Raw genomic sequence first — 13530 nt, 5'->3', positions numbered from 1 at the left:
CTTTGAACAACACCTGAAACGACACGCTTTGCCCGTCCTTAGATCAGAGGGCTACGCAAGGAAAATTACCCGTTGTTGCACCGACATGGCACCATTTGATTAAGGTAAAATACTCAATGCTCCTTTTGGGGGCACTAAACCCAATGCCGACTGAGCCAGTGGTTTCATCTATTTCGTCGGGATTCCATCCACTTTCACGAAGGAACGCCACAGCCCCTTCTTCACTAAGTTCTGGATTGCAATACGCTTCTTGTTTTCTGCAGACCAAGCCAACAACGGTTTCAGTGCTATCGCCTAACCTAAGTGTCTTACCGGAAAGACGTGAAACTTTGTCGGAAGCCAGAAAAACAAGAACGCTTATCAAGAAGAATAAGATAAAGGCTTTGGTCGATTTTGAAATCATGTATGAAACTCAGGTGTGTGAATAACGCTCAGACTAAGTTTCAGGTTCCGACTTGTCCATCGGGAGATTAGTTCCTCGGTTAGAAACCTCTGGCCAGCCTACAAAATTTGTTTGAACAGTTTCCCCATTCCGTCTTGTTGATCCGAAACTCCTGCCAATCGCAACATATGCCAAGCCAGGGCCTGATTGCTGGAAATCACCGGAACGCCAGTGCGGTGTTCAGAGGCTTCGATCACGCCAAGACACCTCAGGTTGGTGCAGGCCACCACGATGGCATCACACGCGGCGGTTTCGGCGACCTGTTCGATGGCGGTTGCAATTGAAGTAGGTGAAATGCGCGCCACGACGCGATCGTCATCTTCTTCGAACGAGCCAAAGGCACAGATCTCAAAACCGGCATCCTCTAGTTTCTGCCGCATCTGTGCAGAAACCTCGGGTATATAAGGTGTGACAAACCCAAGCCGACGGACCCCAAGCGCGTTTAGCGCGGCGATGATGGCGGTCAAAGGGTCTGTCACTTGAGCGCCCGGGATCACCGAATTGATGGCGCGGGCCACACCTGCCTGCCCGATCACAGTAGCGGCCGAGGTGCAGCCGTACCCGATGACGTCAAAATCCAGAGCTGATGGGAGCAACCGGGCCGAGGTTGGCAAGTCTTGCTCCATTTGACGAAGCGTGTCTGATCGGATCTCGGCCACCATGGAAATGCGGCTGTGGTACAGCGCCACCTCGTCCATCGCCATCATGCGCGCAAACTCGGGTTCCAGCGATTCATCGGTGGACAAGACAATGGTGCCAAGCGTGGCGCGGGTTCCAATGCCACCGTCTGTTTCAAAATCTAGCTTCATCTCACAGACCTCAAATCACTGGTAGTTCAGGGGCCGCGCGGGCGGACAACAGCTTGGCACCCGAAGCACGGATTACGATGTTTTCTTCATGCACCATGATGCGGCCATCGCCATAACTCAATGATGGTTCCAGAGTAAGAACCATGCCTTCCTGAATGACTGTATCGTCTAATGCCGCATGCGAGGGCCATTCGGTCAGCTGCATGCCCAGCCCGTGACCCAAACGGCCAACATCCCCGCCTGAGGAATCCATTTCAGCAATGACTGATTGCATCGTTTGAAATAGTTCTCGGCAGGTGGTTCCAGCACGTGCTGCTGAAAGACCAGCTTCGGTTGCCCGCCAAAGAACGTCATACGCACGACGCGACAGGTCATCGGCGTGTCCAATGGCAAAGTTCCGATCAAAATCGCAAAAATACCCGTCCCACGTGGCGCCGGTGTCCAACATCAGGATATCGTCACCCTGCAACGGGCGTTGTGATGGCGGCGAAATCACATCGTGATAGCCACCCTGATCAGCGCCTCCAACCAGATAGGGCACATCATCCGCACCATTGGCCAAGGCGGCGCGGCGGAAGGAGCGGAACACCTCTTCGAGTGGCTTACCTGCCCCTGCGAATTCGGGAACTTGTGCAAATGTCTGCGACCCGATTGAGCAGATATGAGACAGTTTATCGATCTCAAGCTCTGACTTCACCATGCGCAAGCTGCGAACCAGGCCAGTTGCATCCTCGATCTGCAGGCCAGGCAACGCGGTAGTTAGCCGTTCATAATCTCCTAGCGGCATTCGTAACGAGGTTTCGTGCCCTTTGAGCACACCAATCTTGGCGCGTACATTGGACAGGGGCATTAGCAACTCGGTCAACAGGCTGATGCCATCGTCATCGGGGCATGGGGCACTCCAGGTCCGAATGTCTTCAATCCAGGTTTGCTTCATCAAAGCTGCACCGATTTCGGGGATAACCGCTGCTGGTTTGCCTTGGGCGGGGACAAACAGGAACCAAGGGCGTGTGGGGCTTTGCCAAAACAGGGTGTGAAATCCGCTAAAGTAGCGAACCTCGGGTTCTGTCATTAGCAATAGTCCGGACAATCCAGCCTCGGCCATCAGGGCCTGGGCTTTGGAGGTTCGTGCCTCAAACTCCTTGCTTGGAAAACCGCGGATTGGGGCATCAGCCATTGTCTTCGCCTGCCATGATGGATGCAAAAATCTCAGGGTCGGTGATTCCCTCGGAGCCGATCAGCAGCACACGCGACTGGGAGTTGAGGCCAAGCGTGTTGGAAAGTTCTGGATTTTGGCGCGCAGCGATCAACGCGGCCAACCCAGCAACCGCACTTTCCCCAGCCTCAACTTCCGGATCACCATCCAGTGGCCGGGCGAGCAAGCGGACGGTGGGAGCTACGATTGATTCTGGGATAGTCAGGAAATCCGCCGCTTCCTGCTCCAGAATCTCCCATGCCATTTGCGACGGTTCACCACAGGATAGGCCTGCCATGATCGTTTCCTCGGCAATCTCAACCGTTGTCGCCGTTCCTGCCTTGGCACTTTCAAACAGGCAGGCCGCGAGTTCTGGTTCGACTACAACAACGCGTGGAGAGTTGTCTTTCCAATACTGCCGCAGCGCAGCCGCGACTGATGCCGCCAATCCGCCAACACCGCCTTGCAGGAACACATGAGTAGGGGCTTGATCCAGCGCCTCACAAACCTCGCGGGTCATCACGCCATATCCGGCCATCACATCGCGGGGCGGAGCTGAGTATCCGGGCCAAGAGGTGTCAGAGACCACAAACCAACCGTTTTCTTCGGCCTCATTGCGGGCAAGGGCGACCGAATCGTCATAGTCCCCGTCAATGCGAATAACATCGGCCCCTAGGTCCCGCATTGCTTGGGCCCGGCCTTCGCTGACTTCGGCGTGGATGTAGATGCGGCATGGTACACCAAACCGCTGGCAGCCCCAGGCGAGTGAGCGACCGTGATTGCCATCGGTGGCCGACACCAATGTGATCTCGGAACAGATGTCGGCATGCTCACCGTTGCGTATAGAAGAGAGGCTAGCCCCCTGCCCTATCCGCTGCGATAACTCGCGCTGAAGAACACGCAACGCTGCATATGCTGCGCCCAGTGCTTTGAAGCTGCCCAGCCCAAACCTCGGTCCTTCGTGTTTGTATAAAATTTTCGAAACGGCCAGTGTGCCTGCCAAGGCTTCCAGATCGACCAGCGGTGTTGGCTCGTAACCATCCCAAGCCGTGATTTCATCCCAGGCATTGGCAAAGTCCTGTTCCGTCAAAACATCGTTGGCAGCTGTTCCGCTGATATGATTGCCAGCTGCATGGTGAAGTTGGGCGTCGGTATAGGCGTCCATGGTCATTGTCCTTTGTCGGTGGGCAGTCTGTCGCGAACCAGCGCCGCCCAGAAAGCGGCCCCAATTGGGAGCAGGTCGTCGTTGAAGTCATAATCGTCAGCGTGCAGGGGCTTCGCATTTGCGCCAGCTTCGCCATTTCCAAGTAGCAGGAAACATCCGGGGACTGCGGCGCTGAAATGGGCAAAGTCCTCAGAAAAGCTCATAGGTTCGCGGTTGGGGATGGTGTCGAGCGCTTGAGATAGAGAGGTCCGCACGACTGCATCGACAGGGATGTCTGCGTTTATGGTTTCAACAAACTCGGTTGCAAACTTGACCGAAACAGACACCCCGTGCGCTTTGGCGATACCTTCTGCAATCTGTCGCATGAAACGTTCAACCGTGTCTCTGTCTTGCGGAGATCGTGTACGGACGTCACCTTTTAGTATGGCCTGACCCGGCAGAACATTGCGCTGACCATCTGTGATGAATTCGGTCACTGATACAACGGCACCCGACGCTGGCGGCAATTTTCGCGACACGATGGTTTGCAATGCCAAGACCACCTCGGAGCCCACGGTGATGGCATCCACTCCAACCTGCGGCATTGATGCATGGCCGCCCTGTCCCGTGATCGTAATTTCAAACAGGCTCTCACTGCTGCAAATCAGCCCGGGCCGTGTTGAAACCTGACCCAAGGGCGCGCCGGGTAAATTATGGATGGCATAGATCTCTTCGACCGGAAAACGATCCAGCACGCCCTCGTCGATCATTGCTTTAGCACCTAGGCCGTGTTCCTCGTTGGGTTGGAAGATGAATACGGCAGTTCCGTCAAAACCAGAATCCCGTGACAGGATTTCAGCAGCCCCCAAGAGCATCGTCATATGTCCGTCGTGACCACAGGCATGCATCACCCCGTCGTTCTGTGACACATAAGAATGTGTGGAGCGCTCGGAAATCGGCAAAGCATCCATATCCGCACGCAGGCCGATGGCGCGATTACCGCTACCCCGGCGAAGAACTCCAACAACCCCAACGCCCAGATGAACCTTCAGCCCCAGCGTCTCTAGGTGCTCAGCCACTTTGGCCTTGGTCCGCTCTTCCTGAAAGCCAAGCTCCGGGTGGCGGTGAAAACCCTGCCGCAGCTCAACTAGCCGGTTGTGAAGCTCATTCATGATGGTTCGGTCTCCCTTGTGCGCCAGTCTACAAAGCTAAACCGAGTATCGAAGTCGAAGTTGATCATCCGCGTTACGAATTTTGTTGCGGATGATCCCATTCTTGATGAATTTCAGACCATGGATGACAAAGACCTCGACATATTGCGCCTGATTCAGGGCAACGCCCGCCTGACAGCAGATGCCCTCAGTCAGGATGTAGGGCTATCGCCGCCGGCTGTTCAGAAGAGACTCAAGAAACTGCGCGAAACCGGCGCGATCGAGAAAGAGATCGCGGTTCTGTCTCCGGCGAAACTTGGGCGCGAGATGACTATCATTGTCGAAGTGATTCTGGAGCGGGAAAACCGCGCCCATCTGGACAGTTTTAAACGCAAGATGCGCAACGCGCCCTGCGTGCAGCAGTGCTACTACACAACGGGCGAGGCGGATTTCATGCTGATCCTCGTGGTGAGTGATCTCAAGGAATACGAGGCCTTCACTCAGGAACATTTCTTTGACGAATCCAACATTAGCCGTTTCAAGACTTCGATCGTGATGGACCGGGTCAAGGCGTCGCTGGACGTACTGTGATAAGCGCTGACGCCTCGTCAAGCTGGACAGGTTAGGCAAAAACGCCAGTCTGGCATGACTGATCATGGGCGGAGCAAGATATGCAATTTGACTATGTCATTGTCGGTGGGGGATCGGCTGGGTCAACTTTGGCGGCGCGGTTAAGTGAAGATCCTGATACGACGGTTTGTTTGCTCGAAGCTGGAGGTCGTGGTGACAGTATATTGGTGCGCGCGCCAGCTGCCGTTGTCGCCATGCTTCCCGGGCGTCCCAAGATCAACAACTGGGCCTATGAAACAGTACCACAACCGGGCCTGAACGGGCGCAAGGGATACCAGCCCCGCGGCAAAGCATTGGGTGGGTCCAGCGCTATCAATGCCATGCTTTATGTGCGCGGACATGCTGGTGATTACGATGAGTGGGCGGATCTGGGCTGCGATGGATGGGATTGGGAATCGGTTTTGCCGTATTTCCGCAAGTCCGAGCACAATGAACGTGGCAGCTGTGAGTTGCATGGCGGGGCAGGAGAGCTGCAGGTCAGCGAACAGAAGTCTCCGCGACCGCTGACTTCAGCTTTCATAGAAGCTGGCGAAACACTTCAGCATCGTCGCTGCGAGGATTTCAATACTGGTGATAACGAAGGCATAGGCCTGTATCAGGTTACGCAGTTCCATGATCCGAAACGCAATGGCGAGCGGTGCTCGGCAGCAGCGGCTTATTTGCACCCAGTGATGAACAGGCCAAATTTGACCGTGATTACCCAGGCCCATGCCACCCGAGTTATCTTTGAGGGCAAGCGAGCGGTTGGGGTTACTTATCGAAAGAGGGGGCAAGACAAGCAAGTCACGGCCAAGCGGGAGGTGATCTTATGCGGCGGAAGTTTCAACTCACCACATTTGCTGCAACTGTCCGGGGTAGGGCGCCCAGAAGATATTCAGCCGCATGGAATCGATATGGTGCATGAACTGCCAGGGGTAGGGCACAACCTGCAGGATCATCTGGATTTTACCCTTGCTTACAAAACCAGGGATCGGGACAATTTCGGCATCTCGTTACCAGGAAGCATCAGCTTGCTAAAGCATATCAAGCGGTGGCGCAAAACTGGCAAAGGTATGATCTCTACTCCGTTTGCCGAAGGGGCTGCATTCCTAAAGACTGACCCACAACTAGATCGCCCAGACTTTCAGCTGCACTTTGTGATTTCGGTGGTCGATGATCACGCCCGTAAGCTACATTTAGGGCATGGATACAGTTGCCATGTCTGTGTATTGCGCCCTGAGTCGCGTGGCCGAGTTGGGTTGGTATCCGGCGATCCGATGGTTGCACCACTAATCGATCCGCAATTTCTCTCCCATCCGAATGATCTAAAGGTGCTGATGCAGGGCACCCGAAAGGCGAGGCAAATTATGTCCGCGTCACCGTTGGCCAACTATCAGCATAAAGAACTGTTTATCTCGAATGAACCTGACGACGCAGCGCTAGAACAGCATATCCGGTCACGAGCTGATACGATTTATCATCCGGTTGGAACCTGCAAGATGGGCCGGGACGAACTGGCTGTTGTTGATCCGGAATTAAAGGTTCACGGGTTGCAAAGTCTAAGGGTGGTGGATGCCTCGGTGATGCCACGGTTGATAGGAGGCAATACTAATGCGCCGACAATCATGATCGCAGAAAAAGCTGCAGATATGATCCGGGGCAGAGAGCTGGTGTAGCGCGATTGTTGGCCTTAGCAGAGTGTTTAGATAACTGATGTATGCCATGTTGCACTGGGTGCTGCAGGCATTTTTTCCGGGTGTCCGAAACCGCAAAGACCGTGTTTACCTGTCTTAACTGTCGACAACTTTATCTGTTAAGACCAGTTTAAGACCCCCGCTGCTATCCCGGTTATGGGTGATAAAAGGTAGTGGATTATGAGCGCACAAAACGGTGTAGCGCCCATTATCATCAAGAAGAAAAAAGTCAGTGGTGGCGATGGTCACCATGGTGGCGCGTGGAAAGTGGCATATGCCGACTTCGTGACCGCGATGATGGCCTTCTTCATGTTGATGTGGCTGTTGAACGCAACGACTGAAAAGCAACGTAGGGGGCTGGCGGATTACTTTTCGCCTTCAATTCCCGTGAGCCGTGTTTCCGGCGGCGGTGATGGCGCCTTTAGTGGCGACAGTATGTTTGCTGAAGAGATTAAGCCACAAAGTGGTAGTGGCGCTTCTGATATCAATCCGATCGATGGTCAGCAGACCCGGGGTGAAACCGGATTGGATCAAGATGCTACCAAGATTGCTGAAAACGAAGAGTTTCAAGCCATCGAGGAAATGTTGCAGGGGCGTAGCGGTGAAAGTCAGGTCAGTGTTGAACTGGCTCGCCACATCGTAACCAGGGTTACCGATGAGGGTTTGATCATTGAGATGTTCGCAACCGATGATGCGCCGTTGTTCGAGGAAGGCCGGGACGCACCTACCCAGTTGTTCCGCGACTTGATGCGAATGGTTGCACGGGTCACCGGGGTGGTTAGCAACGATGTCGCCATTAGTGGGCACATCCGGTCTCACCCAGTTGTACTGGCGAATAATCCGGTCTGGGAATTGTCGAGTTCTCGAGCTGATACAACGCGAAGACTTCTCGAATCGGGTGGTATGGATTCGGATCGGATCCACCGCGTAACTGGGCACGCGGATCGCAAATTATCGGCGATAGACCCCATGTCCGAGCGGAACAATCGCATCGAAATCATTCTTTTACGCAAGTAAAACAAAGAAACTGCGGCTAACAGATAGATCGAATTTTATCTGTTAGCCGCCCGTTAATGGCAATTGCGTTACCTGTTACGTCAAGAAAGATTTGATGCAGCAGAAAGGCGTATCTCATGACCATTTCTTCCTCGCTGAATGCCGGTGTAGCCGGACTTTCCGCGAATGCCAGTCGACTGGCCTCTATTTCCGACAACATCGCAAACTCGTCCACTGCTGGGTACAAGCGAGTGCAAACCGACTTCCATTCGATGGTATCGTCTAGCGGTGGCACCTATTCAGCTGGTGGTGTTCGGGCAACAACAACACGTCTGATTGATGAGCGTGGCACGTTGGTATCAACCACAAACTCGACAGATCTTGCGGTGCGTGGCCGCGGCATGCTGCCCGTAGCCTCTGTAAATGAGCTCGGCAATGGTGATCCGGTTATGAAGCTAGCCACCACTGCGTCATTCAGAACCAACGCTGATGGTCTTCTGACAACAGATACGGGTCTGGCACTGCTTGGTTGGCCAGCAAACGCTGATGGTTCCATTCCTGCATTTTCACGCGGGAGCTCAACCGGCCTGGAACCAGTACAGTTCAATGTGACGCAGGTGACTGGTGAGCCAACTACCACAGTTAATTTGGGCGTGAACCTTCCCGCGTCGTCAACCATTGCTGGTTCAACATCCGGTGCGGAAAATCTGCCGATCGAATACTACGATAACCTAGGCAATTCCGAGAACATCTCAGTTGAATTCACGCCAACAGTACCTGGAACCGGATCGTCCAATGAATGGACAATGGTTCTGCGCGATTCTGCGTCTGGGGGTGCAATTGTTGGCGAATATGTCATGACCTTCGAGGATAGCCGCACCGCAGGTGGCGCTTTGCTCTCGGTGACTACAACAACCGGTGGTGCATATGATTCGGCGACAGGCTCTATGATTGTGAACGTTGCCGGCGGACCGATGGAAATCAACATTGGTGAGCTTGGCAGTAGCGATGGCATGACGCAACTTGCCAATCAGTATAATATGGCAGGTGTTACAAAAGACGGATCACCTGTTGGTACTTTCACTGGTGTAGAGGTTGATCCTGATGGGCTGGTCCGTGCCAGCTATGACAATGGTTCTACTCGGGTACTGTACCAAATCCCATTGGTCGACATGGCGAACCTAAACGGCATGAAGTCTTTGGACTCGCAAACATATATGCCGACGAATGAAAGTGGCGATTTCTATTTGTGGGATGCGGGTGATGGCCCAACCGGTGATATAATGGGCTATTCCCGCGAAGAATCCAAAACAGATGTAGCCACCGAACTGACCAATATGATCCAGACACAGCGGGCCTATTCGTCAAGCGCCAAGATTATCCAAACTGTGGATGAGATGTTGCAGGAAACAACCAACATCAAGCGCTAATCGCGCTGACATCTAACGATCTGGACTCTTAGAAAAGGCAAAACATGTCTATTACATCAGCCCTCAATACGGCGATGACCGGGTTGACTGCTGCCGGCCGAGCATCCTCGGTGGTATCGGAAAACCTGGCCAATGCAATGACTCCAGGCTACGCCAAGCGTAGTCTGGAACTGACCAGCAGTGCCAGTACACCTGGGGTCCGGATCAGTGGTATCAACCGCAACATCGATCCTGCAGTTCTGGCAAATCGCCGGAGCACCGAAGCAGAACTGGGCGGGGCGCAAGTCACGTCCGACTTCTATGATCGAATGCAGAAGCTTGTTGGTTCTGTGGATGATCCGTTTTCAATTGTCTCGCGATTGACGAATTTCGACAGCAGCTTGATCGAAGCGGTGTCTCGCCCGGATTCTGGCCCACGTTTGAACGACTTGTCGTTGCAGGCGGAAGCCCTGGCAGATTCAATCTCGTCTGCAGCCGAAGGCTTGCGTGACCTGCGAACCAATGCCGAGAGATCGATCGACACCCAGGTAGAAACGATAAACCGTGCTTTAGAAGACGTTCACAAACTGAACGCACGGATCATGGTTACACAGGCGGGTGGTATGGATAGTGCCGCTTTGATGGATCAGCGTGCTCGATTGATTGACCAAGTGAATGAGATCATTCCTGTCAATGTAATCCAGCGTGACAATGGCCAAGTTGCCTTGTTTTCAGTTGGCGGGGCGATCCTTCTGGACGGTAAACCAGCCGAACTAACCTTTGATGCCAAGCCTGATACCATGCCGCATATGACACAAGCCAATGGGTTGTTGTCTGGGATTGAAATCAACGGCATCCCAGTTGTCACCAGCCAAGGTGGTGCGCTGCGTGGTGGAACATTGGCAGCTCAGTTCGAAATTCGCGACGAGTTTTCGGTTGAAGCCCAGGAAGATCTTGATGCTATGGCACAAGACCTGATTGAGCGGTTTCAGGATCCAACACTGGATACCACATTAGGGATCACTGACCCCGGCCTGTTTACCGATGAAGGTAACTTCTATGATCCTACAAACTTTGTAGGGATCGCGAACCGCCTCCAACTCAACGAAAAAGTGTCGATGGATGGTGACGCTGAATCATGGCGGCTTCGCGATGGTTTGAATGCAGCAGCTCCTGGAAACGCTGGTGATGCGCGCCTGCTTCAGGCCTACACTGATGCACTTGCAGTTATGCGTCCTGTTACCTCGCCGGGCCTTGGAACGACAAATGTGACTGCTGCTACTTTGAGTGCAAATTTGCTGTCGCATTTTACGCAATCCACCAATGCCGCTGACCAAACCCTTAGCTTTGCCTCGGCAAGTTTTGGCGCGATGAACCAGATCGAATTGGCTCAAGCGGTAGATAGCGATGAAGAGCTACAAAATCTGATGCTGATCGAACAGGCCTATGCCGCCAATGCCAAGGTGCTGACGGTCGTCGACGAGCTAATGGACACCCTTCTAAGGATTTAATGAATGACCATCACATCTTTTGGAGATATGGCGCATAGTGTTTTTCTACGGGCGCGCACCGCGGAGCTGAAGGAAAACCTCGCAACACTTACTGAAGAGTTGAGCACTGGCAAGGCCGCTGATCTCAACACCCGCCTTGGCGGTGACTTTACTTATCTGTCAGATATCGAACGCAGCCTGTCGCGCCTTGACGCATATGAAATTGCCACAACGGAATCGTCTCTGTTTGCGTCTTCGGCCCAAGGCTACATCTCTAAGATCAATGACAATGCTAGTAACCTAAGCAACGATATTTTGGCGACTACCGGAACCACCAGTGAAAACAACACCAACCTGTTGTCTGGGCAATCTCGTTTGTATCTCGAAGAATCGATCCGCTCGCTGAATGGTCAGGTCGCTGGCCGTAGCCTGTTTGCCGGCACTGCAACCACAGACGTGCCGCTGGCCGATGTTGATACATTGATGGCTGCACTGGTTACCGAGGCTTCACCTCATACGACTGCAGCAGACATGATCCAGGCCGTGAAGGACTGGTTTAATGATCCTGCTGGATTCGATGCAGTGATGTACCAGGGCTCTACGACCTCGATGTCATCTGTCAACGTTGGACCAAATGAGCAGGTCAACATTTCCCTGCGTGCTGACGACGACAACTTTAAGCAAGCCCTGCAGAGTTTTGCGATCGGTGCATTGGCAACTGAATCTGGTATGACCCTCTCGATGGCGGTCCAGACTGATCTGTTGTCAGGCGCCAGCACAGAGTTGCTGGATACACGCAACCGGTTGACTGGGGTGCAGGCTGATCTGGGCTTTACAGAAGCGCGGATCGAAGAGGCGGCAATTCGAAATGCAGCTGCTACGACAAGCCTGTCGCTGAGCAAAAATGAACTGACGCAGGCGGATCCGTTCGATACTGCCACCCGACTGGAAGAGACGCAATTTCAGCTGGAAGCCCTGTACACAGTAACATCGCGTTCTTCCCAACTGTCCTTGCTGAGGTTCATGTAATGACTAAGTATTTTCGCATATTACTGGCCTGCCTGATGATTCCATCAGTGCTACAGGCTTCGGCAATTCGCATGAAGGATTTGGTGGAATTTGACGGTGTCCGTGGCAACGATCTTGTTGGATACGGCCTGGTTGTGGGCTTGAACGGCACCGGTGACGGGTTACGGAACTCACCGTTCACCGAGGAAATCATGTCCAACATTCTGGAACGCCTGGGCGTTAACGTGACGGGCGAGCAGTTCCGCCCCAAGAACGTTGCAGCGGTTTTTGTAACCGCCAGCCTACCACCGTTTGCGCGGGTGGGGGCACAGATTGACGTTACGGTTTCTGCAATTGGTGATTCTAAGAGCCTATTGGGTGGAACTCTGATCATGACACCGCTAAATGCTGCTGATGGGCAGATCTACGCGGTAGCACAGGGAACTATTCTTGCCGGTGGCGCCGTTGCCGAAGGTGAGGGCGCATCAGTCACACAGGGTGTACCAACATCCGGCGGCATTCCTTCAGGAGCCCGGGTTGAGCGTGAGATCGAATTTGATCTGTCGTCGCTGACAACAATGCGCCTGGCTCTTCGGGAGCCTGACTTCACCACTGCAGGCCGCATTGAGCAGGCCATAAATCGCGAATTTAATTCAAACGTCGCCATCATGCGTGACTCGGGCACTGTCGAAGTTGACATAACTCGTACGCGGGCGCGTTCGACTGCACATGCTGTGGGCCGGATGGAAAACATTCTGGTCGAACCAGAACGCAAGGCGCGGGTTGTCGTGGACCAGCGGTCAGGAACCATTGTTATGGGCAGCGATGTTCGTATTTCACGGGTCGCCGTGGCTCAGGGCAACTTGACGCTTAGGATCGAAGAGGCTCCGCTTGTAGTGCAGCCCAACCCCTTTGCTAATGGTGAAACCGTAGTGGTTCCACGTACTGGGGTTGCTCTTGAGGAAGAAGCAGGCATCCAGTTGGCTGAGGTTCCTGAATCCACTTCTTTGTCCGAAGTTGTGGCTGGCCTGAATGCACTGGGGGTTTCGCCTCGCGACATGATCGACATTCTCAAAAGCCTGAAAGCTGCGGGCGCGCTGCATGCAGAGTTTGTTGTACGCTAGCAGCTAACCAGCTTAGCAGCGAAAAATTGGAAACCCCGGTCCTGGTAATCAGGGCCGGGGCTTCTTTTGGCGGGGAAGGTATCCGCGTGACAGGGGCGCTGTGCCCGAGGGATAGATCAAGTGTGGACTGTTCGGCCTGCATGCTAAGGATCCAAACTCGTTTACGGATGAGGACCGTCGGGGCGCACAAATTTGTACTGAGTTGAACCGTACCAGCCGGGCCGTGACTCCCGCCAACGATTGCGGGTTAGTAATCTAATACACCAAATGGAGCGATTTGCTTTTATCAGGCCGCACTCTTGGCTTGGATATGCGTCAATGTGCTTGATCCAAGAGCAAAAGCCGTTGTGAAGCTGAAGTGGCATACCTTGGTCTCGGTGACTGCCCATGGTTGGGCAAACCGGGGCTTTCACCGAGAGTTACCAAATAACGGACACAAGATACGGAAAAGACCTCCGA

12 protein-coding genes are annotated in these 13530 nt (G+C 53.7%); 7 read left to right on the top strand and 5 right to left on the bottom strand.

All coding sequences use genetic code 11. From position 1 onward, the window contains the following. Nucleotides 1–43: 43 nt before the first annotated feature. The 5 genes from AC2T28_RS03915 to AC2T28_RS03895 form a co-directional block, all read right to left on the bottom strand. Nucleotides 44–403, bottom strand: coding sequence for a hypothetical protein (locus AC2T28_RS03915; RefSeq protein WP_486747637.1), 360 nt, complete (start codon nt 401–403; stop codon nt 44–46). Between the two features lie 98 nt (nt 404–501). Beyond that, nucleotides 502–1251 (bottom strand): maleate cis-trans isomerase family protein, encoded by a 750-nt coding sequence (locus tag AC2T28_RS03910; RefSeq protein ID WP_486747636.1) that lies wholly within the window; start codon nt 1249–1251, stop codon nt 502–504. A 10-nt stretch (nt 1252–1261) separates the two neighbouring features. Continuing rightward, entirely contained in the window at nt 1262–2428 is a 1167-nt protein-coding gene (locus AC2T28_RS03905; protein ID WP_486747635.1) for a M24 family metallopeptidase, read from the bottom strand. Then, nucleotides 2421–3611, bottom strand: a complete 1191-nt coding sequence (locus AC2T28_RS03900; RefSeq protein ID WP_486747634.1) for a diaminopropionate ammonia-lyase — start codon at nt 3609–3611, stop codon at nt 2421–2423. Before AC2T28_RS03900 ends, AC2T28_RS03905 begins: the two co-directional genes overlap by 8 nt. 2 nt (nt 3612–3613) lie before the next feature. Then, complete coding sequence (locus AC2T28_RS03895; protein ID WP_486747633.1) at nt 3614–4762, bottom strand: amidohydrolase; 1149 nt, start codon at nt 4760–4762, stop codon at nt 3614–3616. A gap of 120 nt (nt 4763–4882) precedes the next feature. Here AC2T28_RS03895 and AC2T28_RS03890 point away from each other — a divergent pair, with 120 nt between their 5' ends. The 7 genes from AC2T28_RS03890 (at nt 4883) to AC2T28_RS03860 (ending at nt 13071) form a co-directional block, all read left to right on the top strand. After that, nucleotides 4883–5332 (top strand): Lrp/AsnC family transcriptional regulator, encoded by a 450-nt coding sequence (locus tag AC2T28_RS03890; protein ID WP_486747632.1) that lies wholly within the window; start codon nt 4883–4885, stop codon nt 5330–5332. An 80-nt stretch (nt 5333–5412) separates the two neighbouring features. After that, on the top strand, nt 5413–7026 hold the full coding sequence (locus AC2T28_RS03885; RefSeq protein WP_486747631.1) for a GMC family oxidoreductase: 1614 nt from the start codon (nt 5413–5415) through the stop codon (nt 7024–7026). Nucleotides 7027–7224: 198 nt separating this feature from the next. Beyond that, entirely contained in the window at nt 7225–8061 is an 837-nt protein-coding gene (locus AC2T28_RS03880; RefSeq protein ID WP_486747630.1) for a flagellar motor protein MotB, read from the top strand. Nucleotides 8062–8177: 116 nt separating this feature from the next. Next, nucleotides 8178–9470, top strand: coding sequence for a flagellar hook protein FlgE (locus AC2T28_RS03875; protein ID WP_486747629.1), 1293 nt, complete (start codon nt 8178–8180; stop codon nt 9468–9470). Between the two features lie 44 nt (nt 9471–9514). Then, complete coding sequence (flgK, locus tag AC2T28_RS03870; protein ID WP_486747628.1) at nt 9515–10960, top strand: flagellar hook-associated protein FlgK; 1446 nt, start codon at nt 9515–9517, stop codon at nt 10958–10960. Nucleotides 10961–10963: 3 nt separating this feature from the next. Continuing rightward, nucleotides 10964–11968 (top strand): flagellin, encoded by a 1005-nt coding sequence (locus tag AC2T28_RS03865; RefSeq protein ID WP_486747627.1) that lies wholly within the window; start codon nt 10964–10966, stop codon nt 11966–11968. Further along, nucleotides 11968–13071: a flagellar basal body P-ring protein FlgI gene (locus AC2T28_RS03860; RefSeq protein WP_486747626.1), complete on the top strand. Its 1104-nt coding sequence runs from the start codon at nt 11968–11970 to the stop codon at nt 13069–13071. Before AC2T28_RS03865 ends, AC2T28_RS03860 begins: the two co-directional genes overlap by 1 nt. Nucleotides 13072–13530 lie beyond the last annotated feature (459 nt).

Source organism: Parasedimentitalea nitratireducens, assembly GCF_057444295.1.
Note: the sequence above shows the minus strand (reverse complement) of the source record. Positions and strands in the feature narration are given on the sequence as shown.

Bases quoted from the DNA above. Each gene is read 5' to 3' on its own strand.
- AC2T28_RS03915 (WP_486747637.1), bottom strand. From the start codon at position 403: ATGATTTCAAAATCGACCAAAGCCTTTATCTTATTCTTCTTGATAAGC.
- AC2T28_RS03910 (WP_486747636.1), bottom strand. From the start codon at position 1,251: ATGAAGCTAGATTTTGAAACAGACGGTGGCATTGGAACCCGCGCCACG.
- AC2T28_RS03905 (WP_486747635.1), bottom strand. From the start codon at position 2,428: ATGGCTGATGCCCCAATCCGCGGTTTTCCAAGCAAGGAGTTTGAGGCA.
- AC2T28_RS03900 (WP_486747634.1), bottom strand. From the start codon at position 3,611: ATGGACGCCTATACCGACGCCCAACTTCACCATGCAGCTGGCAATCAT.
- AC2T28_RS03895 (WP_486747633.1), bottom strand. From the start codon at position 4,762: ATGAATGAGCTTCACAACCGGCTAGTTGAGCTGCGGCAGGGTTTTCAC.
- AC2T28_RS03890 (WP_486747632.1), top strand. From the start codon at position 4,883: ATGGATGACAAAGACCTCGACATATTGCGCCTGATTCAGGGCAACGCC.
- AC2T28_RS03885 (WP_486747631.1), top strand. From the start codon at position 5,413: ATGCAATTTGACTATGTCATTGTCGGTGGGGGATCGGCTGGGTCAACT.
- AC2T28_RS03880 (WP_486747630.1), top strand. From the start codon at position 7,225: ATGAGCGCACAAAACGGTGTAGCGCCCATTATCATCAAGAAGAAAAAA.
- AC2T28_RS03875 (WP_486747629.1), top strand. From the start codon at position 8,178: ATGACCATTTCTTCCTCGCTGAATGCCGGTGTAGCCGGACTTTCCGCG.
- flgK (WP_486747628.1), top strand. From the start codon at position 9,515: ATGTCTATTACATCAGCCCTCAATACGGCGATGACCGGGTTGACTGCT.
- AC2T28_RS03865 (WP_486747627.1), top strand. From the start codon at position 10,964: ATGACCATCACATCTTTTGGAGATATGGCGCATAGTGTTTTTCTACGG.
- AC2T28_RS03860 (WP_486747626.1), top strand. From the start codon at position 11,968: ATGACTAAGTATTTTCGCATATTACTGGCCTGCCTGATGATTCCATCA.